This is a genomic window from Sphingomonas sp. NFR15 (assembly GCF_900103265.1).
Lineage (GTDB): Bacteria > Pseudomonadota > Alphaproteobacteria > Sphingomonadales > Sphingomonadaceae > Sphingomonas > Sphingomonas pollutisoli.
Genome location: NZ_FMWX01000006.1, coordinates 266,310 through 287,747 on the forward strand (window position 1 = coordinate 266,310; position 21,438 = coordinate 287,747).

Sequence of the window (21,438 nt, forward strand, 5' to 3'; positions counted from 1 at the left end):
GTGCGAAGCCCGGTACTTTCTGCCCTCGTGTCCTCTCCTGATCAGAGAGGGAGCAGATCAGAACTGATGCCCAGTCCGGTCGCGCTTGGTCGCGAGATAGCGTTCGTTGTGCGGGTTGGCGGGCAGCACGTGCTGCACGCGCTCGGTGACGGTGATGCCCGCCGCTTCGAGCTGCGCGACCTTCTCGGGGTTGTTGGTGAGCAGCCGCACCGCATCCTGCCCGAGCAGCGCGAGCATCCGCGCCGCCACCGCGAAATTGCGCGAATCGATCGCGAAGCCGAGCCGCGTGTTGGCATCGACCGTGTCGAAGCCCTGATCCTGCAGTGCATAAGCGCGCAGCTTGTTGATGAGGCCGATGCCGCGCCCCTCCTGCCGCAGATAGAGCAGGATGCCCCAGCCGCTCGCCGCGATCGCGGCGATCGCCGCGTCGAGTTGCGGACCGCAATCGCATTTGAGGCTGCCGAGCACGTCGCCGGTCAGGCATTCGCTGTGCAGCCGCACCAGCGGCGGCGTGCCGTCGGGCGTGCCGATCAGCAGCGCGACATGCTCGCCGGGCATCTCAGGCGTGCGGAACGCATAGATCTCGGCGTGTTCGGCGCCCGCCACCGGCAGACGCGCGTGCGTGGCGATGGTGAGGCGCGCGGCGTCCTCATGCGCGGCGATGTCGGCGGGGGTGATCGTCAGCGCCGCCGATCCGCCCGGCAGCGCGAAAAATGCCGGCAGCATCCCGCTGATCCGAGCGAGCGCGAGCGCCGCGCCCGCCGCCGCCATCTCGGCGAGCGGAATCGCGCGGAACGGACCCATCAGCGGGTTCTGCAAATCGAACTGCGGATCGGCGAGCGCGGTCGCGGCGGCGAAATCGAGCCAGCGCGTGCGCTCGATCAGCACCGGCGCGTCGGGCACGGCGGCGTCGCGCTGGTTGGCGAGCTTGAGCGTCGCCGCGCGGCCGGCGCTGAGCAGCACGGGGGCGCGGCCCTCGGAATCGAACGCCGCGAGGCGGGCGGGATCAGCGGTCTCGATCGGCAGCAGCGCGAGATCGCCGTCGGTCCCGCGAATCGCGATCGGCCAGCCGCGCCGGAGCGCGTCGATCGCGAGCGCGGTGAGGCGCGCGTCGCTCATGCCGCGAACTCGGTCATGATCGGCACGTGATCGGAGGGTTTGAGCCAGCTTCGGCACGCCTCGAACACGGTATGCGACACCGCCTTGGCCGCGACCTCGGCGGTCGCCCACATATGATCGAGCCGGCGCCCGCGATCGTTGACGGTGAAATCGGGCGAGCGATAGCTCCACCAGGTATGCAGCCGCGCGGGCGCGGGGTGGAAATGCCGGCCGAGATCGACCCAGCTATTCGACGCCTTGAGCCGGTCGAGCGCCTCGACCTCGATCGGGGTATGGCTGACCGTGCCCAGCAACTGCTTGTGCCCCCACACGTCGCAAGGGAGCGGCGCGATGTTGAAATCGCCGACCAGCAGCGTCGGCGCGGTCAGGCTCTGCGACCAGGCGGTCATCCGCTCGAGAAAATCGAGCTTCTGGCCGAACTTGGGGTTCACGTCGCGATCGGGCACGTCGCCGCCCGCCGGCACATAGACGTTCTCGATCCGCATCCCGTTCGCCAGCCGCACGCCGATATGCCGCGCCTCGCGATTCGCCTGCCAGTCGAGCCGGTCGTCCTCGACCAAGGGCACGCGGCTGAGGATCGCGACGCCGTGGTGCATGCGCTGGCCGTGGAGCATGATATGCTTGTAGCCGAGCGCCTTGAACGCGGCGGCGGGGAAATCGCCGTCGATCACCTTGGTCTCCTGAAGGCACAGGATGTCGGGCGCGACGTCTCGGAGGAAGCGTTCGACGATCTCGATGCGGAACCGCACCGAATTGATGTTCCAGGAGACGATCTTGAGCGTGTCGGCGACGGAGGAAGGCATTGCGGGCATGTAGCTATCGCGGCGGCGCGGCGCCAGCGCGGTTGTTTGCGCGCCACCGTCCGCACTGAGCGGAGTCGAAGTGCGCGTCCCAAGCGCACCGCCTGTAACACGTTCTTCGACTTCGCTCAGGACGAACGGGCGATACTCTAAAAGGAAAGGCCCTCGCTCCGGGGGCATGGAGCGAGGGCCGACCGGCGTTCGTCACGCAGGCGGGGAGCGGAGCTTCGAGCAACAGGGGGAAATCTCGAAGTCCCCGCAACCGCAAGACCGATCTAGGCCCCCGAACCTGTCGCCACTATGAACGGCCGGGCCGGATTCGGATGACATTCGCGTTATTGTGTTTCCCCCTGGAAATATTGTGTTGCGCGGGGAAGCTCAGCCTTTGGGCGATTTGCTGCGCGGGTCGTTCCAGCGGAACATGCCGTCCGACACGGGGGCGTTGAAGCGTTCGTCGGACAGGCGGATGGTGGTGCGGTTGTTCTGCGAATCGAGCGCGACCCAGCCTTCCATCCGCAACCCCGCCGGTGCGGCGGGGTCGCGCGTGAAGACCAGATTGATGCGGCCATATTCGGGGTGCTTGGGGTCGGTCGCGTCGATCGAGACGATGCGCGGATCGCCGCTGTCGACAACATGCGCGATGCCGCCGATATCGCGATCGGGGTTGAGCAGCACGCCGAGCGGGGTGGACCCGATCGGCCAGCGCTGCACCTGCCGCACCGAATAATCGATGAAGGTGAGCGCCTTGCCGTCGCCGACGATCAGGATCGGCACGCCCTTTTGATATTGGAAACGGATCTTGCCGGGCTGCTTGAGCGTCAGCGTGCCGGTCACGACCTTGCCGTTGCGATCGGTCTGGGTGAAGGCGGCGGTCATCGTCTGTATGCTGCGCAGATGCTTCTGCACGAGCGCGAGATCCTCGTTCGCGGGCGCGGCGGCGATGAGGGCGGGCGCCGCGAGCAGCGCCCAGGCCGGAGAACGGATCATGTCAAAACTCCCGAAATTCTGCGGTCGCGCTTACGCGGCGTGGCTTGAACCCGCTCTGAACCATCGTCAACAGAGGCTGCGGATCGCGTGCCCGCCGCAGTCGATGCGGAAATCGATGCCTCAGGACCGTGCATATCCCCCGTTCGTCCTGAGTAACCACCGAGTAGCCCGCAGGGCGTATCGAGGTGGTGTATCGAAGGACAGGCCCCGCGCGATTACCGTGCTTCGATACGCTTTCGATACGGGCCTTCGGCCCTACTCAATCGCTACTCAGCACGAACGGGGGAAATCTCACCGCCTCAAACCGGATTCCCCTCGCGATCGCGCAGCACTTCGCGGCGGCCGACATGGTCGGGGCGGCCGACGATGCCGTCCTTCTCCATTCGTTCGATCAGCCGCGCCGCCGAGTTGTAGCCGATGCGGAGCTGGCGCTGGAGCCACGAGGTCGACGCCTTCTGGCTTTCGCACACCAACTGGATCGCGCTGCGATATTGCTGGTCCTCGGCCGAATCCTCGCCGGCGGGCGCGCCGTCCATCGCGAAGCTCTCCTCGGGCTCCTCGGTGACCGACTGGATGTAATCGGGCCGCCCCTGCGAGCGCCAATGGTCAGCCACGGCATGAACTTCGTCGTCGGACACGAACGGGCCGTGGACGCGGACGATGCCCTTGCCGCCGGGCATGTAGAGCATGTCGCCCTTGCCGAGCAGTTGCTCGGCGCCCTGTTCGCCGAGGATGGTGCGCGAATCGATCTTCGAGGTGACGTGGAAGGAGATTCGCGTCGGCAGGTTGGCCTTGATGACGCCGGTGATGACGTCGACCGAGGGCCGCTGAGTCGCCATGATGAGGTGGATGCCCGCCGCGCGCGCCTTCTGCGCGAGCCGCTGGATGAGGAACTCGACCTCCTTGCCGGCGGTCATCATCAGATCGGCGAGTTCGTCGACGATCACCACGATCTGCGGCAGGATCTGATAGTCGAGCGTCTCCTCCTCATAGGTCGGCGCGCCGGTTTCGGGGTCATAGCCGGTCTGGACCTTGCGCCCGAGCGGCTGGCCCTTGGCCTTGGCGGCGCGGACCTTGTCGTTGAAGCTGGCGAGGCTGCGCACGCCGACCGAGGACATCTGCCGGTAGCGATCCTCCATCTGCTCGACCGCCCATTTGAGCGCGCGCACCGCCTTGGCGGGATCGGTGACGACCGGCGAGAGCAGATGCGGGATATCGTCGTACATGCTCAGTTCGAGCATCTTGGGATCGATCATGATCATCCGGCACTGGTCCGGGCGGAGCCGGTAGAGCAGCGACAGGATCATGCTGTTCAAGCCCACCGACTTGCCCGAGCCGGTGGTGCCCGCGACGAGCAGATGCGGCATCGGCGCGAGGTTGGCGATCACCGCGTCGCCGGCGATGTTCTTGCCGAGCACGAGCGGCAGCGAGCCGGGTTCGTCCTCGATCGCGTCGATCAGTTCGCGCAGGCCCACCATCTCGCGGCGCGCGTTGGGGAGTTCGATGCCGATCACGGTGCGCCCGGGAATCGTCGCGACGCGCGCCGAGATCGCCGACATATTGCGCGCGATGTCGTCGGCGAGCTGGATGACGCGGTTGGCCTTGATGCCGGGCGCCGGCTCGAGTTCGTACATCGTCACCACCGGGCCGGGGCGGACGTTGACGATCGAACCCTTCACATGGAAGTCGTCGAGCACCGATTCGAGCAGACGGGCGTTGCGTTCGAGCGCGGCCTTGTCGATCGGCCCGCCGGTCGGGGGCGGGGCCGGCTTGAGCAGGTCGATCGAGGGCAATTGCGAACTGTCGCCGAGATCGAACGAGGTCTGCTGCGCGCGCGGGCGCGGCGGCGCCGCGCTCGCCATCGTGCGGTCGCTGATGACCGGCGCGGGGCGGTCGTCCGGCATGGCGACCGGGCGCGGCACGCTGATGCGCGGCGTATCGGCGGGATCGCGCGTGACGACACGATCGGGCACGTCCTCGATCAGCCCGTCACGGTCGCGCTCGCGCAGGTCGGCGAGCGCCTTGATGCGGCTCGGAATGCTCGCGCCGTCGAGCCCGACGACAAAGCTCGACGCCCAGCACGCAAGCCCGGCGAGCCCGATCAGCGCGCCCAGCGCGCGCGCCGTCCACAGCATCGCTTGCTGATCGGGAACGAAGCCGACCGCGAAGCGCAGCGACTCGGCGATCGCGAGCCCCGCGAGCCCGCCCCAGCCGGCGGGCAGCCACAGCACCGCCGTCGCCGAGATCAGCGCGAGTGTCGTCCCCATCAGCACCACGCCGGCGGTCGCGAGCAGCAGCATCAGCCGCCAGCGCCCGACCGGCACGTCGCGCCACAGCCGCAGCGCGATCAGCATCAGCACCGGCAGCATCAGCACGACGAGCGGGCCGAACAGGAAGAGCATCAGGTCCGCGCTCCACGCGCCGACCGGGCCGAGCCAGTTGCGCGCCGGCCCCGCCGAGGCGGTGTTGAACGAGGGATCGCCCGAATGATAGCTCGCCAGCGCGATCACGAACGCGACGACGGCGATCACGATCGCCATCGCGCCGATCACGCGGGTGCTGCGCACCGCCCCAGCCTTCACCGTCTCACGCCATAGCGGCGGCTGCACGCGGCTCGCCATGCTTCGAAGTTCCCTGAATGTTGGCTGTTGGTTCCGTCCGATCATCGCGCGGGACGGAGTCCGCGTCAAGTTTGCGGTGCCGTGATCGGGCGCTACGGTGCCGCGCATGAAGCGCGCGCTGCCCCTATGCTTTGCCCTGTGTCTCGTCCTCGCCGTCCCCGCCGCCGCGCAGGCACCGGAGGCGGTGGACGCACGCGTCGCGGCGGCGCTCGCCACCGCGCCGGCGGGCACGCGAATCGGGCTGCTCGTGGTCGATGCCGATGGGCGCGAGCTGGTCGCGGTCCGTCCCGACGATCGCTTCGTCCCGGCCTCGAACACCAAGATCTTCACCACCGCGACCGCGTTCGCGATGCTCGGCGATCTGACCCGGCCCGATATCGAAGGCGGCGCGAGCGTGCGGATCGAGGGGCGTGACGTGGTGCTCGCCGGGCATGGCGACGCGCGGCTGTCGAGCGCCGCCGGTTGCACGGTCGATTGCCTCGCGACGCTCGCGGACGCCGTGGCGGCGAAGACGCGGGTCGTGCGCGATGTGATCGGCGACGATAGCTGGTTCCCGGACCTGCGCTGGAGCCCCGGGATGAGCTGGAACACCATCCAGACCCGCTCGGGCACCGGTGTTTCGGCGCTGACGCTCGACGACAACGAACTTCCGATCACGGTGACGCCCGCCGCCACGCTCGGCGCGGCGCCGCGCGTCACGGCCAGCCCCTATTACACGGTGGAGAACGCCGCGATCACCGTGGCGGGCGGCGCGACCGCGATCGGCTTCGAGCGCGCGCCGAACCGCCCCGTGCTGCGGATCACCGGCACGATCGCGCGCGGCGCCGCGCCGCTGCGCGACCGCCTCGGCATCGACGATCCCGCCGAGTACGCGGCGTGGACTTTTCGCGCCCTGTTGCGCGCGCGGGGCGTGACGGTGAGCGGGCACGCGACGGCGCGGCACCGGCCGCCCAGCCCCGGCGACGATCCCGCCCGGCGCGGCGGCGCGGCGATCGCGCACCCGCCCGAGCCGCCGGCGCTGGCGCGGCTGGTGCCACCGCCGCTCGCCGAGGACGTGCGGATCACCAACAAGACCAGCCAGAACCTCCACGCCGAACTGCTGCTGCGGCGGATCGGGCGCGTGCGGGGCGGCGGCGCGATCGCCGACGGACAGGCGGCGGTGCGCGGCATGCTGGCGGAGGCGGGCGTGGCGCGCGCCGCGTTCGATCTTTACGACGGATCGGGCATGTCGACCTACAACCGCGTCAGCCCGCGCGGCATGGTCGCGCTGCTGCGCTGGATTTCCGGCCAGCGCTGGGGCGCGGCGTGGCGCGAGACGTTGCCGGTCGGCGGGGCCGACGGCACGCTCGCGCGGCGGTTCGCCGGCACACCGCTCGACCATCGGCTGTTCGCCAAGACCGGCAGCCTCAACGCGACCTCGGCGCTGTCGGGCTGGCTGATCGCCCGGAGCGGGCGCACGCTGACCTTCGCCCTGTTCGCCAACGACATTCCCGAGGGCGCGAGCGCCACCCCGGCGATCGACGCCGCGCTGGAGGCGGTGGCGGCAGCGAACTGACGCGCCGCTGGCAAACGTTTCGTTAACCAACGATGGTTAGCAGTCGGGCGGGGCAGGGGGCAGACGGCGGCAGTTGACGATGGACAGTCCGTTCGCCTTCCTGCTGCCCGCCTATATGGCGATCTTCACGATCGTGTTCGGGCTGGTGTGGCGCTGGTATCGGCGCGGCGCGGCCTGGTGGGCGTTCGGATTCCTGTGGGGCGCGGTCGGCTTCGCGATGCCGCTGTTCCCGCAGAGCGTGCAGGATGCTCCGCTCGGCGCGCTGGGCGCCGACGGCTGTTTCGCGCTGTCGTTCCTCGGCTATGGGCAGGGGCTGCTCCACCACATCGGCAGGCCGCATCGCCACCGCCTCGCGCGGCTGGGCATCGCCGCGGCGACGATGGCGGTGTGCGGCTATGCGATCTATGGCCCGCGCAACCAGCCGCTCGAATATGTCGCTTCGGATATCAGTTGCGGGCTGCTGCTGCTGCCCGTGCTGATCGCGATGCGCCGCCGCGTCACGCTGAAGATCGATCGCCTGCTGTTCGCGATCACCGCTTTGGTCGCGCTCGAAACCACCGGGCGCGGGGTGTTCGTCACGCTCGCGCTGCTCGCCGGGCATCCGGCTTATCTGCGCACGATCTACGGGTTCGAGATGCAGTCGGTCGCGGCGATCCTCGGCATGGTGTGGGGGCTGGCGGCGCTCGCGGCGATCCTGCTCGATGTGGTCGCGGGCTATGCGCGCGACGCCATCACCGATCCGCTGTCGGGGCTGCTCAACCGGCGCGGTTTCGAACAGGCGCTGGCGGCGCTGCCGCTGGAGGGCTGCATGATCATCGGCGACATCGACCATTTCAAGAGCGTCAACGATCGCTTCGGGCATCTCGCCGGGGACGGCGTGATCGCCGGGCTGGCCGCGATCATCGCCGCCGCGCTGCCCCCCGGCGGCGTCGCCGCGCGGACCGGGGGCGAGGAGTTCGCGATCTTCCTGCCCGGCGCCGGGGCGGGGGAGGGCGCGCGGCTCGCGGGCGTGATCGGCCAGCGCTTCGCCGCCGCCGACCGGGGCGCGATCGACGTCGCCGCACCGCTGACCGCGAGCTTCGGCGTCGCGGCGAGCGAGGCGGCGGACCGCTTCTTCCTGGACGTCACCGCCCGCGCCGACGCGGCGCTGTACGCGGCCAAGGACGCCGGGCGGAACCGGACCGTCACGCACGAGCCGCAAATCGGCGCGCGCTTCGTGCCCGAGCTCGGCTTCCCGATGCTGCTGCGGGCCGCCGCGGCGGGCTGAGCCGCCCGACCGACACCGACACGCCCGCACCCCGCCGAGTCGCGCGAAGCGCCGGCGCGCGTCGGCCGGAAAACCGCCTGGACATGCGGCCACGCGCCGCGCTGTGCCCAATGCGCCACAGCCCCGCTCCGATCGTCGCGTTTTCCTGTCGGGCAATCATATTGAGTTGACTTTGATGCTGCGGCGCAAAACAACGCCCTACCCAGAAAAACTTTTGCCGCAGGATATTTCCGATGGCGGTTCGCTCTGGGTGATTCGTTACAATGGGGCGCGGCGCCGGAACAGGCGCACGAACGATCGACAAGGGGGTTGTTCTTGATGACGGTGGAAATGACGGCGTGGCTCGTCCCGCTGATGGCGTTGTTGGCGGCGGGGCTCGCGGCCGGGTTCACGGCGGGCATATTCGGAGTCGGGGGCGGCTTCATCGTGGTGCCCGCGTTGGTGTATCTGCTGCCGCTGCTCGGCGGCGACAAATCGCAATATGCGCATGTCGCGATCGGCACGTCGGCGGCGACGATCATCGTCACCTCGATCCGCTCGTTCCGCTCGCACGCCAAGCGCGGCGCGGTCGATATGGAAGTGCTCAAGACCTGGGCGCCGTGGCTGGTGCTGGGCGATGCCGCCGGCGTCGTGCTGGCGGACCATGTCGACGGGCATATCCTGCTGCTGATCTTCGCGATCGGCGTGCTGCTGATGTCGGTCAACTTCCTCGTGCCCAAGCTCAGCAACTTCGTTATTTCCGATACCATGCCGGGCCTCGCGCCGCGCGTCGCGATCGCCGGGGGGCTCGGCACCTTCTCCTCGCTGCTCGGCATCGGCGGCGGCAGCATCGCGATCATGGTGATGACCTTGTGCGGCCGCTCGATCCACAAGGCGATCGCGACCGCGGCGGGCATCGGCGTGCTGATCGCGATCCCGACCGCGATCGGCTTCATGATCACCGGCTTCGGCGAGAAGGGGCTGCCGTGGGGATCGCTCGGCTACGTCAATCTGCCGGCGACCTTCGCGATCGCCTCGATGTCGATCCTGACCGCGCCCTACGGCGTCGCGGTCGCGCACAATCTGCCGGCGGCGCCGCTCAAGAAGGTGTTCGGCCTGTATCTCGTCGTAATCTCGATGACGATGTTCATGAAGGCGCTGCATCTGCGCTGAATCGCTCAACGATCTATTGGCAATTCTCACTTTTTCTCAGGGGCAAAACCATGTCGGATAGCGTGATGGTGACGGAAGAGGTTCAGGACGATCTGTTGGGCCGCGGCTTCGGCCGGCGCGATCTCGCGCGGATCGCGGCGGTGTTCGGGGTCGGCGCGGCGGCGGCGACGCTCGGCCGCCCGGCCTGGGCGTCGGGCGGCGTGCCCGATCCCGCACCCACCGCGCGCGTGCGGATCGGTGCGAACGAATGCTGGACCGGCCCGTTCGCACCGGGTCAGAAAGCGGCGGCGGCGATCATCGCCAGCGGCAACCGCTATGCGCCGCACGACGAGCGCGGCGATTTCATCAAGGCGGTGATGGCGGTCGAGGGCGTGCCCTACGATCATGTCGCGCCCTGGCCCGGGTCGAGCGATCCGTTGTCGCGCGCGGTCGTCACCTTCTGCTCGCCGGGGCGCGGCCTCGTCACCGCCGATCCGACCTTCGAACTGGCGGGGCGCACCGCGCAGTGGCTCAAGGTGCCGGTCAAGGCGGTGCCGCTCACCAAGGACTATACCCACGACGTAAAAGCGATGGTCGCCGCCGATCCCAACGCCGGGCTTTATTATATCTGCACGCCCAACAACCCGACCGGCACGATCACCCCGCTCGCCGACATCGAGTGGCTGCTCGACAACAAGCCCGCCGACGCGGTGGTGCTGATCGACGAGGCCTATACGCACTTCGCCGGCGTGCCGACCGCATCGTACCTCGCGCCCAAGCGCAAGGACGTGATCGTGATGCGGACCTTTTCGAAGATCTTCGGGATGGCCGGCATGCGGATGGGCTTCATCATGACCAACCCGGACAATCTGATGAAGATGATGCGCTACGACGGCGGCATGCAGTCCGGCGCGCTGCCGCTGCCCTCGCTCGCCTGCGCGACCGCCAGCCTCACCGCCGCGCCGCTGATCGCGCAGCGCCGCGCCGAGATGCGGACCGCGCGCGGGCTGACGCTCGATCACCTCAAGAAATACAAGGGGATCGAGGTCAAGCCGACCGAAGCCAACATGTTCATGATCGACTGGAAGACCAAGCCCGCGCGCGACGTGCAGGCGGCGTTCCGCAAGCAGAGCATCGAGATCGGTCGCTCGTGGCCGATCTGGCCGACGGTCAGCCGCATCACCGTCGGCTCGGCCGCCGAGATGAAGGACTTCTGCACCGCGCTCGACAAGATCATGGCGTGATGGACCGGACGATGCCGCGCTTCGGCGCGGTATCGCCACGGGGGTGACGCGCGACTCACTTGGCGCTAGTCGGCATCGTACCATGACAGAAGACCTCCGCGCCGCCGCCCTCGAATCCAAAGCCTGGCCCTATGAGGAGGCGCGCAAGCTCCTCAAACGCTATCCGGACGGCAAACCAGGCGGCGCGCCGATCCTGTTCGAAACCGGCTACGGCCCGTCGGGCCTGCCGCACATCGGCACCTTCAACGAAGTGTTGCGCACGACGATGGTGCGCAATGCCTTTCACGCGCTCAGCGACCAGCCGACCCGCCTCATCGCGTTCAGCGACGATATGGACGGGTTGCGCAAGGTGCCCGACAACGTCCCCAACAAGGCGATGCTCGCCGAGCATCTCGGCAAGCCCCTGTCGCGCATCCCCGATCCGTTCGGCACGCACGAGAGCTTCGCCGCGCACAACAACGCGCGGCTGCGCGCCTTCCTCGACGCTTACGGCTTCGACTATGAATTCGCCTCGTCGACCGACTATTACGCCGATGGCCGTTTCGACGATGCGCTCAAGGCGGTGCTGCGCCACTATCAAGCGATCCTCGACGTGATGCTGCCGACGCTCGGCGCCGATCGCCGCGCGACCTATTCGCCGGTGCTGCCGGTCAGCCCCAAGTCGGGCATCGTGCTCCAGGTGCCGGTCGAGGTGGTCGATGCCGACGCCGGTCTGATCGCGTTCGAGGATGACGGCGAGCGGATCACCCAGACGATTCTCGGCGGCCATGCCAAGCTGCAATGGAAGGTCGACTGGGCGATGCGCTGGGTCGCGCTCGGCGTCGATTACGAGATGGCGGGCAAGGATCTGATCGATTCGGTCACGCAAAGCTCGAAGATCTGCCGCGTGCTCGGCGGCCGCCCGCCCGAGGGGTTCAACTACGAGATGTTCCTCGACGAGAAGGGCGAGAAGATCTCCAAGTCGAAGGGTAACGGCCTCTCGATCGAGCAATGGCTGACCTATGGCAGCCCCGAGAGCCTCGCCTTCTTCGCCTATCGCGAACCCAAGAAGGCCAAGTCGCTCCACATGGGCGTCATCCCGCGCGCGGTCGACGAATATTGGCAGTTCCGCACCAATTATCCGACACAAGGCGTGAAGGAGCGGCTCGGCAACCCGGTCCACCACATCCATGATGGGAAGCTGCCCGAGGGGACGCTGCCGGTGACGTTCGGGCTGCTGCTCAACCTCGTCAGCGTGATGGGCGAGGCGACCGCCGAGCAGGTGTGGGGCTATCTCGCCAATTACGTGCCCGATGCGACGCCCGCGGCCTATCCCGAGCTCGACCGGCTGATCGGCTATGCGATTGCGTATGGCCGCGATTTCGTCGCGCCGACGCTGGTGAAGCGCGCGCCCGATGCGGTCGAGCGGGCCGCGCTCGAACGGCTCGACGCCGAACTGGCGGCGCTGCCGGCCGACGCCGATGCCGAGACGATCCAGAACATCGTCTATGAGATCGGCAAGACGCAGTTCGACGGGGTCGGGGGGTTCGAGACGTTGCGCGACTGGTTCAAGGCTCTGTACGAAACCCTGCTCGGATCGAGCCAGGGGCCGCGCATGGGCAGCTTCATCGCACTCTACGGCATCGCCAATTCACGCCGGTTGATCGCCGAGGCGCTCGCGCGGTAGCGCTTTGCCGCGCTCGTGCGTTAGGACGGGCTGACGCCCAGGGAGCATAGCTATGGATACCACGACGAGCGCCCAGCACAGCACCGCGTCGATCGACGCGATGGGGCCGATCACGGCGGTCCACATCGCGCTGATGGTGGTGCTCGCGCTCGCCGCGTTGCTCATCATCTGGCGCGGCGGCGTGCTGGTGCGCCGCCGCCGCCGCGCCGAGCGGCAGGTCGCCGAGAATCGCGAGATCGCCGAGGAAGCCGGCGCGACCGCGCCGCCGACGACGCGATCGCCGATGGGCGACGACGTTCCGGCCGTGCCCGCCGCCCCGCCCCGACCGGCGCCAGAACCGGCGTCAGAGCGGGTACCTGAGCCGGCACCCGCGCCCGCCCGTGAGCCGGCACCCGAGCCGGCGCCGGTCGCTCCGCCGGCACCCGCACCCGCCTCGACCTCCGCAGGCGGCTCGGACCTCACCCAGCTCAAGGGGCTCGGCCCCAAGCTCGCGGCGACGCTGGCCGAACTCGGCTACACCCGCCTCGACCAGATCGCCGATCTCACCCCCGCCGAAGCGGAAGCGCTCGACGCGCGGCTCGGCGCGTTTCAGGGGCGCATGGCGCGCGACCGCTGGATCGAGCAGGCGCGCTTGCTCGTCGCGGGCGATCGCGCCGCGTATGAGGCGCAATTCGGCAAGCTCTGAGACCCGCGCCTCGCCAGTGTCGGCGCGGCGCGTGAAAGCGAAGCTCAGCGCGGCCGTGTCCAAAGATCCGCCGGGCGCGGCGTGATCGTCATGCGCGCGCGCCCGCGCGCCTGGCCGAGCGCGCGCAGGATGAAGCGCGCCTTGTCCGCGCGCGAGGTGGTGACGCGGCTGTCCCACGCCCGTGCGCCGCGCGCGGCGACCGCGCGGCCGATCGCGCCGTAGATCGCCGCCGCCGACAGCACCGCCCAGGCCGATCGGAACGGCAGCGCCGGCGCGCCCTGCCGCGCGCTCGCCTCGTACAGCGCGGCACGGTCGGCGAGGCGGCGCGCGAGCACCGCGATCCGGTCGCGAAACGGCGGCTTCATATGCTCGCCCGGCGGGATGTCCATTTCGGCGAGCCACGCCTGCGGCAGATAGCATCGCCCGCCGCGATCATCCTCCGCGATGTCGCGCGCGATATTGGCGAGCTGGAAGGCGATGCCGAGGTCGCAGGCGCGGTCGAGCGTGGCATCGTCCTCGGGCGACACCCCCATCACGATCGCCATCATGCAGCCGACCACGCCGGCGACATGGTAGCAATAGCGGTACAGGTCGGCCTCGTCGCGCGGTCGCCATTCCTCGGCATCGAGCGCGAAGCCGGCGATCAGATCGCGCGCGAAGCGGTGCGGCAGCCGGGTCTCGCCGGCGACGATGCGCAGCGCGTCGAAGGCCGGATCGCCGACGGGAGCGCCGGCCAGCGCGGCGTCGGTCTTGGCGGTGATCTCGGCAAGGCGCGGCGCCGGATCGGCGACACGGCGCATCGCATGGCCGTGTTCCTGCCCGTCGGCGATATCGTCGCAGGTGCGGCACCAGGCGTAGAGCAGCCACGCCTTCTCGCGCGTCGGACGGTCGAACAGCCGGCTCGCGGCGGCGAAGCTCTTCGAGCCGTGCGCGATCGAGGCTTGCGCCGCGGCGACCGTCTCGGCGCGGGTGGGTTCCGAAACGCTCAAAACCCGCTCAGCCCGGACGGAGGAGGGGACGGCACGGCTTACAGATCCGCCTTGCGCATCTTGGTGATCGTCTCGATCGGTTCGTGCGCCGCCATCTGCGCGAGCAGCCCGTCTAGCGTGTCATCGACGATCAGGATGCGCTGGTGCTGCGGCCGCAGGAAGCCGACCTCGCCCATCTTGGCGACGAACGCGATCAGGTGATCGTAATAGCCCGCGACGTTGAGCAGCCCGACCGGCTTGGCGTGATAGCCGATCTGCGCCCAACTGAGCGCTTCCCACAATTCGTCCATCGTGCCGGTGCCGCCGGGCAGGTTGATGAAGCCGTCCGAGAGATCGGTGAACGCCTGCTTGCGCTGGTGCATCGTCTCGACGACGCGCAGTTCGGTGCAGCCGCGATGCGCGACTTCGGCGCTGACCAGCGCGGTCGGGATGATGCCGATCACCTCGCCACCCGCCTCGAGCGCGCCATCGGCGACCGCCCCCATCAGCCCGAGCCGCCCGCCGCCATAGACCACGCCTATCCCCCGCTCGGCGAGCGCGCGGCCGACCTGGCGGGCGGAGTCGATATAAACCGGATCAGCCGGCGAGGCCGACCCGCAGTACACCGCGAGGCGTTTCACAGCGTCGCCCCGGCGCAGGCCGGGGCCGTTGCGTAATCGTTCGAAACGACGGCCACGCTCAGTAACGCGGCGGCCCCGGCCTGCGCCGGGGCGACGAGACTTTTCACTTCAAGTCCTCCAGCATCAACGCCGCCGTCGCCTTGGCACTTCCCACCACGCCGGGAATCCCTGCGCCCGGATGCGTACCCGCGCCGACGAAATACAGGTTCGGGATCTGGTCGTCGCGGTTGTGGACGCGGAACCAGGCGCTTTGCGTCAGGATCGGCTCCAGCGAAAAGGCGCTGCCGAGGTGCGCGTTCAGGTCGCCCGCGAAATCCGCCGGCGTGTAGCTGAACTTGGTGACGATCCGGTCGTGGATGTCGGGGATCAGCCGCCGCCCCACCTCGTCGAGAATGCGCTTTTCCAGCACCGGCGCGATCTCCGCCCAATCGACCGGGAACTTGCCCATGTGTGGCACCGGCGCGAGCGCATAGAAGGTCGAATGACCCTCGGGCGCGAGGCTCGGATCGGTCACGGTGGGGTGGTGGAGGTACAGCGAGAAATCCTCGGGCAGCACGCCATGATCGTAGATGTCCGCGAGCAGCCCTTTGTAGCGCGGCCCGAACAGGATCATGTGGTGCGGAATGCCCGGCCACGTGCCCTTGATGCCGAAATGGACGACGAACAGCGACGGCGACCAGCGCTTGCCCTCCAGCCGCTGCCGGGTGCGCTGCGCGCTGCGCGAGGTCTTGAGCAGATCGCGGTAGATGTGCATCACGTCGCCGTTGCACGCGATCATGTCGGCCTGCGCCTGCCATCCGCTCGCGGTGGTGACGCCGGTGGCGCGGTCCCCGACCGTCTCGATGCTCGTCACCGCGTCGCCGAGCCGCACCACGCCGCCGAGCCGCTCGAAATGCGTGACCATGCCCGCGATCAGCCGGTTGGTCCCGCCCTTCGCGAACCATACCCCGCCGTCGCGTTCGAGCTTGTGGATCAGCGCGTAGATCGCGCTCGTCGTCATCGGATTGCCGCCGACCAGAAGCGTGTGGAACGACAAGGCCTGGCGGAGATGCTCGTCCTTCACGAACGACGACACCACCGAATAGACCGAGCGCCACGCCTGATAGCGCGCGAGCGCGGGCGCAGCCTTTATCATCGCCGCGAAATCGAGGAACGCGGTCGCGCCGAGCTTGACATAGCCTTCCTCGTACACGCCGGCGGCATAATCGAGGAACTTGCGATAGCCCGCGACATCGTCGGGGTTGAGCCGCGCGATCTCGGCGGTCAGCGCGGGGTCGTCGTTCGAATAATCGAAACTGACGCCGTCCGCCCAGTTGAGCCGATAGAACGGCATCACCGGCACCAGCGCCACGTCCTCGGCCATGTCGCGCCCGCTCAGCCCCCACAGCTCGCGCAGGCATGCCGGATCGGTGATGACGGTGGGGCCGGCATCGAAGGTGAAGCCGTCGCGTTCCCATACATAGGCGCGACCGCCCGGCTTGTCGCGCGCCTCGACGATGGTCGTGTCGATCCCCGCCGATTGCAGGCGGATGCCGAGCGCGAGGCCGCCGAAGCCAGCGCCGATGACGATCGCGGAACGGGCGGCGGGCGGCATCAGCGCGACCCCGCGAGCGCGGCGATCGCGCGGCCGATCGGCACCGGCGGCTTGCCGGACAGGATGCGCATCTTGTCCGTCATCGTCGTCGTCCCTGCGTAAAAGCGTCCGATCAGATCGGAATCGAGGCGGTAGAAGCGTTCGAGGATGCGGTATCGTTCCCAAGGGTCGGCGGCGCGAAACAGCATGCGCGCGAGGATACGATAGAAGCCGCGCGCACGCCACAGCCGTTGCGCATGGCGGTGCGTGAGATCGTGCAACGCGGCGCCCGACAGATCGCTCGCCTTCGCGACCAGCGCCGCGAGCCGCACCGCATCGGGCAGCGAATAGCCGGTCATCGGATGGAACAGCCCGGCGCGCATCCCCGCCTTGGCGATGCCCGCGCCGCCGCTGCGCCAATATCCCTCGAAATCGCCGCCCATCGCGACCGGCAGCACGCCGGTCTCCTCGCGCAGCACGCGCTCGGGCAGCCAGCCGCGCGCGGCGACATAGGCGTCGATTCGCTCGGCCAGCAGCGCGGCGTCGAGATCGGGCGTGTCGCTGTAATATGTGTCCTCGATGAACATCCGCGTCGCCGCGAACGGCAGGCAATAGACGAAGCGATAGCCGTCCTCCTGCGCCACGGTCGCGTCCATCACGATCGGCTGGGCGAGGCCGTGCGGCTCGGCGAGTTCGACCTCGCAGCCGGCGAACTTCTGCCAGCCGAGATCGAGCCGGGTGAGATCGGCGGGGCCGCGCGCGTCGATCACGCCCTGCGCGGAGATCTGGTCGCCATCCGCGAGCATCACCGCGGTCGGCGCGAGATCGGTCACGCGCCGTCCGGTCATCAGCGCGCGCGGCGCGAGCCGGTCGCGCAGCACCTGGTCGAGCCGCTCCGATTCGATCGAATAATAGGTCTGCGCGATGCCGCGGCGGTGCGCGGGGAAGGCGACCTCATAGCCCGACCAGCCGTGGCAGACGAGCGGCGCGACCAGCCAGCGGTCCGCCGCCGCGACATCGCTCGCGAAGAACGACCAGACGTGATTGCCGCCCAGATGCGGGTTTTCCTCGACGATACGCAGATCGAGATCGGGGCGGACGCGGTGCAGGGCGAGCGCGAGCAGGCCGCCCGCAAGACCGCCGCCGACGATCGCGAGGTCACAATGGTGGACTTCGGACATCGCCGGCCCCTAGCCGATTCACGCGGCGGTGCAAATCGCGCCGCGATCGTGTAGGGCGAGCGGCGTGGCAGCAATCCTCACCATCCTTCTGTCGGCGCTCGCGATGTCGGTGATCGTCGGGGTGCGCTATCTGGTCGTCAGCGGCGCGTTCGCGGCGGCGACGCGGCTGCGCCATCCGGGTTTGTACGCCGGGCTCGATCCGCAGATTCGCCGGGAGATCGGCTGGAGCCTCGCCTCGGCGGCGATCTACGGCGTGCCCGCCGGCGTGGTCGCCTGGGGATGGCAGAATCGCGGCTGGACGCGGATTTACGCCGATCTCCACGCCTGGCCGCTGTGGTATCTGCCGGTGTCGGTGCTGCTGTATCTCGCCGCGCACGACACCTGGTTCTACTGGACGCACCGCTGGATGCACCGCCCGCGCGTGTTCCGCATCGCCCATGCCGCGCACCATGCCAGCCGCCCGCCCACCGCCTGGGCGGCGATGGCGTTTCATCCGATCGAGGCGCTGAGTGGCGCGCTGGTGGTGCCGCTGCTCGTGTTCCTCGTGCCGATCCATCCGATCGGCCTCGCGATCGTGCTGACGGTGATGACGGTGATGGGCGTCACCAATCACATGGGCTGGGAGATGTTCCCGGCGGCGCTATGGCGGGGGCCGATCGGGGGCTGGATCATCACCGCGAGCCATCACCAGCGCCACCACCAGCAGTATGAGGGCAATTATGGGCTTTATTTCCGGGTTTGGGACCGGCTCTGCGGCACCGATCGCGGCCTGGGCGATTTCGCGCGCGGTCATGCCCGCGCGGCGGCTCGGGCTGGGCGCGCTCGCGCTGACGATGCTCGGCGGCGCGGCGCCCGTCGCTGACCTGTCGCTCGATATCGGCGGATTGCGTTCGGCCAAGGGGCTGGTGCGCGTGTGCCTGACCGCGGTGGCGGACAATTTCCCCCAATGCGTCGACACCGCCGAATCGACCCGGCGGACCGCGCCGGCGGATGGCGGCGCGATCCGGTTCGCCGGGCTGCCGCACGGCGATTATGCGATCGCGGTGATCCATGACGAGAACGGCAACGGCAAGCTCGACACGATCGCCGGCATCCCGCGCGAGGGCTTCGGCTTCTCGCGCAACCCGCCGATCCGCTTCGGTCCGCCCCGCTTCGCGAGTGCGCGCTTCAGCGTGACCGGCGCGGGCGAACGGCAGCAGGTGAAGATGCGCTACCTGCTGTGATGCCGCCGCTTAGCGTTCGCTCAGATAATAGCGGTCGGTCGCGGTGAGATCGGCATCGAGGTCATAGACGATCGGCTGCCCGGTCGGGATTTCGAGCCCGGTGATCTCGTCGTCGGGAATCTTCGACAGATGCTTGACCAGCGCGCGCAGCGAATTGCCGTGCGCCGAGATCAGCACGCGCTGGCCCTCCTTGAGCGCGGGCGCGATCCGGCTGTCCCAATAGGGCAGCACGCGCGCGATCGTGTCCTTCAGGCTCTCGGTCGCCGGGATGGCGATGCCCGCGTAGCGGCGGTCGCCCGACAGATCGAACGCGCTGCCCGCTTCGAGCGGGGGCGGCGGCACGTCGAAGCTGCGCCGCCAGATATGCACCTGCTCGTCACCGTGCTTGGCGGCGGTTTCGGCCTTGTTGAGCCCGGTCAGCCCGCCGTAATGCCGTTCGTTGAGCCGCCAGTCCTTCTCGACCGGCAGCCACAGCCGCTGCATCTCCTCGAGCGCGAGGTTGAGCGTCTTGATCGCGCGGGTTTGCAGCGAGGTGAAGCACAGATCGAAATCGAGGCCCTTCTCGGCCATCAGCCGTCCGGCGGCGCGCGCTTCCTCGGCGCCTTTCTCCGTGACATCGACATCCCACCAGCCGGTGAAGCGGTTCTCGAGGTTCCAGGCCGATTGGCCGTGGCGGATCAGGACGAGGCTGGGCATGGATTTCCCTCTGCTGGTGTTCGCCTTGTCCTTAGCGGCTGATCGCGCCGAGGCAACTTGCGCGCGCACTGGGCGCCGTGGCAGGTCGGCATGTGAAGGAGACGTGCGATGGCGATCATCCGGCAGAGCTTGATCTATGACGGCCCCGGCGGCCCGTTCGAAGGCGTGATCGCGTTCGAGGACGAGGTGCGGACGCTGCGCCCCGGCGTGCTCGTCGTCCCCAACGTGCTCGGCCAGAAGGAGGCGGATATCCGCAAGGCGGAGGATCTCGCCGCGCTCGGCTATGTCGCGCTGGCGTGCGACGTTTATGGTCAGGGCAAACGCACGACGCGCGAATCGCCCGATCCCGCCGTGTACATGAACGCGCTGCGGGCCGACCGCGCGCTGCTGCGTGAGCGGCTGGCGGCGTCGCTCGCCGCGCTCGCCGGGTTCGACCGGGTCGATCCGGCGCGGCTGGCCGCGATCGGTTTCTGCTTCGGCGGCGGCTGCGTGCTCGATATCGCGCGCGCCGGCCTCGGCGTGCGCGGCGTGGTGAGCTTCCACGGCGTCTATGACCGGCCGGATTATGCCAATGTCACCCCGATCACCGCGAAACTGTTGATCTGCCACGGCTGGGACGATCCGCTCGGCCCCCCCGAAGCCGTGACCGGACTCGCGCAGGAACTGACCGAGGGGCAGGCCGACTGGCAGTTGCTCGCCTTCGGCGGCACCGGCCACGCCTTCACCGACCGCGACGCGCCCGAGCGCCCCGGCTTCGGCTATCGCGCGTTGGCGGACCAGCGCAGTTGGCGGGCGATGCGCGATTTCCTCGCGGAGCTGTTCCTGTAGCCCGGCGTGCAGCGTTCGTTCGTCCCGAGCCGATCAAGAGAGAACATCCATGAACCCCGTTTACACCAAGCTCGGCACCACCATTTTCGAGGCGATGTCGGCGCGCGCGCGGGCGAGCGGGGCGATCAATCTCGGCCAGGGTTTCCCCGACGGACGCGGCCCCGGGGACGTGCTCGCCGAAGCGGCGCGCGCGCTCATCGAGGACTCGAATCAGTATCCGCCGATGCTCGGCACCGCTTCGCTACGGCAGGCGGTTGTCGAGCATTACCGCGCGCATCAAGGGCTCGATCTCGCAGCGGAGGAGGTGGTGGTCACCTCGGGCGCGACCGAGGCGCTCGCCTGCGCGATCTTCGCGCTGGTCTCGCCCGGCGACGAGGTGGTGATGTTCCAGCCGCTGTATGACGCCTATCTGCCGCTGGTCGAGCGGGCGGGCGGGGTCGCGAAGCTGGTGCGGCTCGCGCCCCCCGACTGGCGGATCACCGCCGAGGCGCTCGCGGCGGTCGCGAGCGACAGGACCCGGCTCATCATCCTCAATTCCCCGCTCAACCCGGCGGGCGCGCTCGCCACCCCGGAGGAACGTGCGCTGCTCGCCGACTTCTGCGTCAGCCACGACGCGATCGCGATCTGCGACGAGGTGTGGGAGCATGTCGTGTTCGACGGCGCGCGGCACGAGTCGCTGATCGCACAGCCGGGGATGCGCGATCGGACCGTCAAGATCGGCTCGGCCGGCAAGATCTTCTCGCTGACCGGATGGAAGGTCGGCTGGATGTGCGCCGCGCCGCGCCTCGCGGCGGTGCTGGCCAAGGCGCACCAGTTCCTCACCTTCACCACTCCGCCCAATCTCCAGGCCGGCGCGGCCTATGGGCTGGGCAAGGACATAGGCTATTTCGAGGACATGCGCGCCGGCTACCAGCGCTCGCGCGACCGTCTGCGCGACGGGCTGGAGCGGCTCGGCTATGCCGTGCTGCCCTGCGCCTCGACCTATTTCCTCAACATCGATCTCACCGCTTCGGGCGTCGACATGGGCGATGTCGCCTTCGCCGAATGGCTGATCGCGGAGGCGGGCGTCGCGACGATCCCGGTCAGCGCCTTCTATGCCGAGGCGCCGGTGACCAACGTGGTGCGGCTATGCTTCGCCAAACAGGACGCGACGCTCGACGCCGCGCTGGAGCGGATGACGCGCCGGCCCTGAGCGGGGCGAAGGGCGGTCGGTCCGTCCGGTACCCCGTTCGCCCTGAGCGCAGTCGAAGGGC

General features: G+C 68.9%; 19 protein-coding genes. 10 read left to right on the plus strand and 9 right to left on the minus strand.

The genetic code is table 11. The features are described 5' to 3' along the window. Positions 1 to 57: 57 nt before the first annotated feature. From ribA to BLS81_RS15050, 4 genes are all read right to left on the minus strand, one after another. The gene (gene ribA / locus BLS81_RS15035) at positions 58 to 1,119 is read right to left on the minus strand and encodes a GTP cyclohydrolase II (RefSeq protein WP_093225046.1); all 1,062 of its coding nucleotides are present in this window, start codon (positions 1,117 to 1,119) and stop codon (positions 58 to 60) included. After that, positions 1,116 to 1,922, minus strand: coding sequence for an exodeoxyribonuclease III (locus BLS81_RS15040; protein ID WP_093225047.1), 807 nt, complete (start codon positions 1,920 to 1,922; stop codon positions 1,116 to 1,118). The genes ribA and BLS81_RS15040 overlap by 4 nt, the downstream gene beginning before the upstream one ends. 375 nt (positions 1,923 to 2,297) lie before the next feature. Beyond that, complete coding sequence (locus BLS81_RS15045; RefSeq protein WP_093225049.1) at positions 2,298 to 2,906, minus strand: LolA family protein; 609 nt, start codon at positions 2,904 to 2,906, stop codon at positions 2,298 to 2,300. A gap of 299 nt (positions 2,907 to 3,205) precedes the next feature. Further along, a complete protein-coding gene (locus BLS81_RS15050) occupies positions 3,206 to 5,527 on the minus strand; it encodes a DNA translocase FtsK (RefSeq protein ID WP_093225050.1) in 2,322 nt (773 codons plus the stop codon). A gap of 106 nt (positions 5,528 to 5,633) precedes the next feature. Here BLS81_RS15050 and dacB point away from each other — a divergent pair, with 106 nt between their 5' ends. The 6 genes from dacB (at position 5,634) to BLS81_RS15080 (ending at position 13,075) form a co-directional block, all read left to right on the plus strand. Next, on the plus strand, positions 5,634 to 7,082 hold the full coding sequence (dacB, locus tag BLS81_RS15055; RefSeq protein ID WP_093225051.1) for a D-alanyl-D-alanine carboxypeptidase/D-alanyl-D-alanine endopeptidase: 1,449 nt from the start codon (positions 5,634 to 5,636) through the stop codon (positions 7,080 to 7,082). A gap of 79 nt (positions 7,083 to 7,161) precedes the next feature. Continuing rightward, a complete protein-coding gene (locus tag BLS81_RS15060; RefSeq protein WP_093225053.1) occupies positions 7,162 to 8,349 on the plus strand; it encodes a GGDEF domain-containing protein in 1,188 nt (395 codons plus the stop codon). A 318-nt stretch (positions 8,350 to 8,667) separates the two neighbouring features. Beyond that, on the plus strand, positions 8,668 to 9,501 hold the full coding sequence (locus tag BLS81_RS15065; protein ID WP_093225054.1) for a sulfite exporter TauE/SafE family protein: 834 nt from the start codon (positions 8,668 to 8,670) through the stop codon (positions 9,499 to 9,501). Between the two features lie 50 nt (positions 9,502 to 9,551). Next, positions 9,552 to 10,724 carry a pyridoxal phosphate-dependent aminotransferase gene (locus BLS81_RS15070; protein ID WP_093225055.1) on the plus strand — a complete coding sequence of 391 codons (1,173 nt, stop codon included), beginning with the start codon at positions 9,552 to 9,554 and terminating at the stop codon, positions 10,722 to 10,724. An 82-nt stretch (positions 10,725 to 10,806) separates the two neighbouring features. Then, on the plus strand, positions 10,807 to 12,390 hold the full coding sequence (locus BLS81_RS15075; protein ID WP_093225057.1) for a lysine--tRNA ligase: 1,584 nt from the start codon (positions 10,807 to 10,809) through the stop codon (positions 12,388 to 12,390). 52 nt (positions 12,391 to 12,442) lie between these two features. Next, complete coding sequence (locus tag BLS81_RS15080) at positions 12,443 to 13,075, plus strand: hypothetical protein (RefSeq protein WP_256326263.1); 633 nt, start codon at positions 12,443 to 12,445, stop codon at positions 13,073 to 13,075. A gap of 44 nt (positions 13,076 to 13,119) precedes the next feature. Here BLS81_RS15080 and BLS81_RS15085 read toward each other — a convergent pair whose 3' ends face one another. From BLS81_RS15085 to crtY, 4 genes are all read right to left on the minus strand, one after another. Further along, positions 13,120 to 14,064: a phytoene/squalene synthase family protein gene (locus BLS81_RS15085; RefSeq protein WP_093225058.1), complete on the minus strand. Its 945-nt coding sequence runs from the start codon at positions 14,062 to 14,064 to the stop codon at positions 13,120 to 13,122. Positions 14,065 to 14,102: 38 nt separating this feature from the next. Continuing rightward, positions 14,103 to 14,684 (minus strand): LOG family protein, encoded by a 582-nt coding sequence (locus BLS81_RS15090; protein ID WP_093225060.1) that lies wholly within the window; start codon positions 14,682 to 14,684, stop codon positions 14,103 to 14,105. Positions 14,685 to 14,787: 103 nt separating this feature from the next. Beyond that, positions 14,788 to 16,278 carry a phytoene desaturase gene (locus BLS81_RS15095; RefSeq protein WP_093225061.1) on the minus strand — a complete coding sequence of 497 codons (1,491 nt, stop codon included), beginning with the start codon at positions 16,276 to 16,278 and terminating at the stop codon, positions 14,788 to 14,790. After that, entirely contained in the window at positions 16,278 to 17,438 is a 1,161-nt protein-coding gene (gene crtY / locus BLS81_RS15100) for a lycopene beta-cyclase CrtY (RefSeq protein ID WP_093225063.1), read from the minus strand. Before crtY ends, BLS81_RS15095 begins: the two co-directional genes overlap by 1 nt. A gap of 103 nt (positions 17,439 to 17,541) precedes the next feature. Between crtY and BLS81_RS15105 the strand changes: the two genes are divergently transcribed. After that, positions 17,542 to 18,300 carry a sterol desaturase family protein gene (locus BLS81_RS15105; protein WP_093225124.1) on the plus strand — a complete coding sequence of 253 codons (759 nt, stop codon included), beginning with the start codon at positions 17,542 to 17,544 and terminating at the stop codon, positions 18,298 to 18,300. Continuing rightward, a complete protein-coding gene (locus BLS81_RS15110; RefSeq protein ID WP_093225126.1) occupies positions 18,230 to 18,661 on the plus strand; it encodes a DUF2141 domain-containing protein in 432 nt (143 codons plus the stop codon). The genes BLS81_RS15105 and BLS81_RS15110 overlap by 71 nt, the downstream gene beginning before the upstream one ends. Before the next feature lie 9 nt (positions 18,662 to 18,670). Here BLS81_RS15110 and gpmA read toward each other — a convergent pair whose 3' ends face one another. After that, positions 18,671 to 19,357, minus strand: coding sequence for a 2,3-diphosphoglycerate-dependent phosphoglycerate mutase (gpmA, locus tag BLS81_RS15115; RefSeq protein ID WP_093225064.1), 687 nt, complete (start codon positions 19,355 to 19,357; stop codon positions 18,671 to 18,673). Positions 19,358 to 19,465: 108 nt separating this feature from the next. Between gpmA and BLS81_RS15120 the strand changes: the two genes are divergently transcribed. Both BLS81_RS15120 and BLS81_RS15125 read left to right on the plus strand, forming a co-directional pair. After that, positions 19,466 to 20,185 carry a dienelactone hydrolase family protein gene (locus tag BLS81_RS15120; RefSeq protein WP_093225066.1) on the plus strand — a complete coding sequence of 240 codons (720 nt, stop codon included), beginning with the start codon at positions 19,466 to 19,468 and terminating at the stop codon, positions 20,183 to 20,185. 49 nt (positions 20,186 to 20,234) lie between these two features. After that, positions 20,235 to 21,377, plus strand: a complete 1,143-nt coding sequence (locus BLS81_RS15125) for an aminotransferase (protein ID WP_093225067.1) — start codon at positions 20,235 to 20,237, stop codon at positions 21,375 to 21,377. The last annotated feature ends 61 nt before the right edge of the window (positions 21,378 to 21,438 follow it).

What these genes read in the sequence shown, in the direction of transcription:
- ribA (WP_093225046.1), bottom strand. Translation starts at nt 1,119, where the DNA reads ATGAGCGACGCGCGCCTCACCGCGCTCGCGATCGACGCGCTCCGGCGC.
- BLS81_RS15040 (WP_093225047.1), bottom strand. Translation starts at nt 1,922, where the DNA reads ATGCCTTCCTCCGTCGCCGACACGCTCAAGATCGTCTCCTGGAACATC.
- BLS81_RS15045 (WP_093225049.1), bottom strand. Translation starts at nt 2,906, where the DNA reads ATGATCCGTTCTCCGGCCTGGGCGCTGCTCGCGGCGCCCGCCCTCATC.
- BLS81_RS15050 (WP_093225050.1), bottom strand. Translation starts at nt 5,527, where the DNA reads ATGGCGAGCCGCGTGCAGCCGCCGCTATGGCGTGAGACGGTGAAGGCT.
- dacB (WP_093225051.1), top strand. Translation starts at nt 5,634, where the DNA reads ATGAAGCGCGCGCTGCCCCTATGCTTTGCCCTGTGTCTCGTCCTCGCC.
- BLS81_RS15060 (WP_093225053.1), top strand. Translation starts at nt 7,162, where the DNA reads ATGGACAGTCCGTTCGCCTTCCTGCTGCCCGCCTATATGGCGATCTTC.
- BLS81_RS15065 (WP_093225054.1), top strand. Translation starts at nt 8,668, where the DNA reads ATGACGGTGGAAATGACGGCGTGGCTCGTCCCGCTGATGGCGTTGTTG.
- BLS81_RS15070 (WP_093225055.1), top strand. Translation starts at nt 9,552, where the DNA reads ATGTCGGATAGCGTGATGGTGACGGAAGAGGTTCAGGACGATCTGTTG.
- BLS81_RS15075 (WP_093225057.1), top strand. Translation starts at nt 10,807, where the DNA reads ATGACAGAAGACCTCCGCGCCGCCGCCCTCGAATCCAAAGCCTGGCCC.
- BLS81_RS15080 (WP_256326263.1), top strand. Translation starts at nt 12,443, where the DNA reads ATGGATACCACGACGAGCGCCCAGCACAGCACCGCGTCGATCGACGCG.
- BLS81_RS15095 (WP_093225061.1), bottom strand. Translation starts at nt 16,278, where the DNA reads ATGCCGCCCGCCGCCCGTTCCGCGATCGTCATCGGCGCTGGCTTCGGC.
- crtY (WP_093225063.1), bottom strand. Translation starts at nt 17,438, where the DNA reads ATGTCCGAAGTCCACCATTGTGACCTCGCGATCGTCGGCGGCGGTCTT.
- BLS81_RS15105 (WP_093225124.1), top strand. Translation starts at nt 17,542, where the DNA reads ATGTCGGTGATCGTCGGGGTGCGCTATCTGGTCGTCAGCGGCGCGTTC.
- BLS81_RS15110 (WP_093225126.1), top strand. Translation starts at nt 18,230, where the DNA reads ATGCCCGCGCGGCGGCTCGGGCTGGGCGCGCTCGCGCTGACGATGCTC.
- gpmA (WP_093225064.1), bottom strand. Translation starts at nt 19,357, where the DNA reads ATGCCCAGCCTCGTCCTGATCCGCCACGGCCAATCGGCCTGGAACCTC.
- BLS81_RS15120 (WP_093225066.1), top strand. Translation starts at nt 19,466, where the DNA reads ATGGCGATCATCCGGCAGAGCTTGATCTATGACGGCCCCGGCGGCCCG.
- BLS81_RS15125 (WP_093225067.1), top strand. Translation starts at nt 20,235, where the DNA reads ATGAACCCCGTTTACACCAAGCTCGGCACCACCATTTTCGAGGCGATG.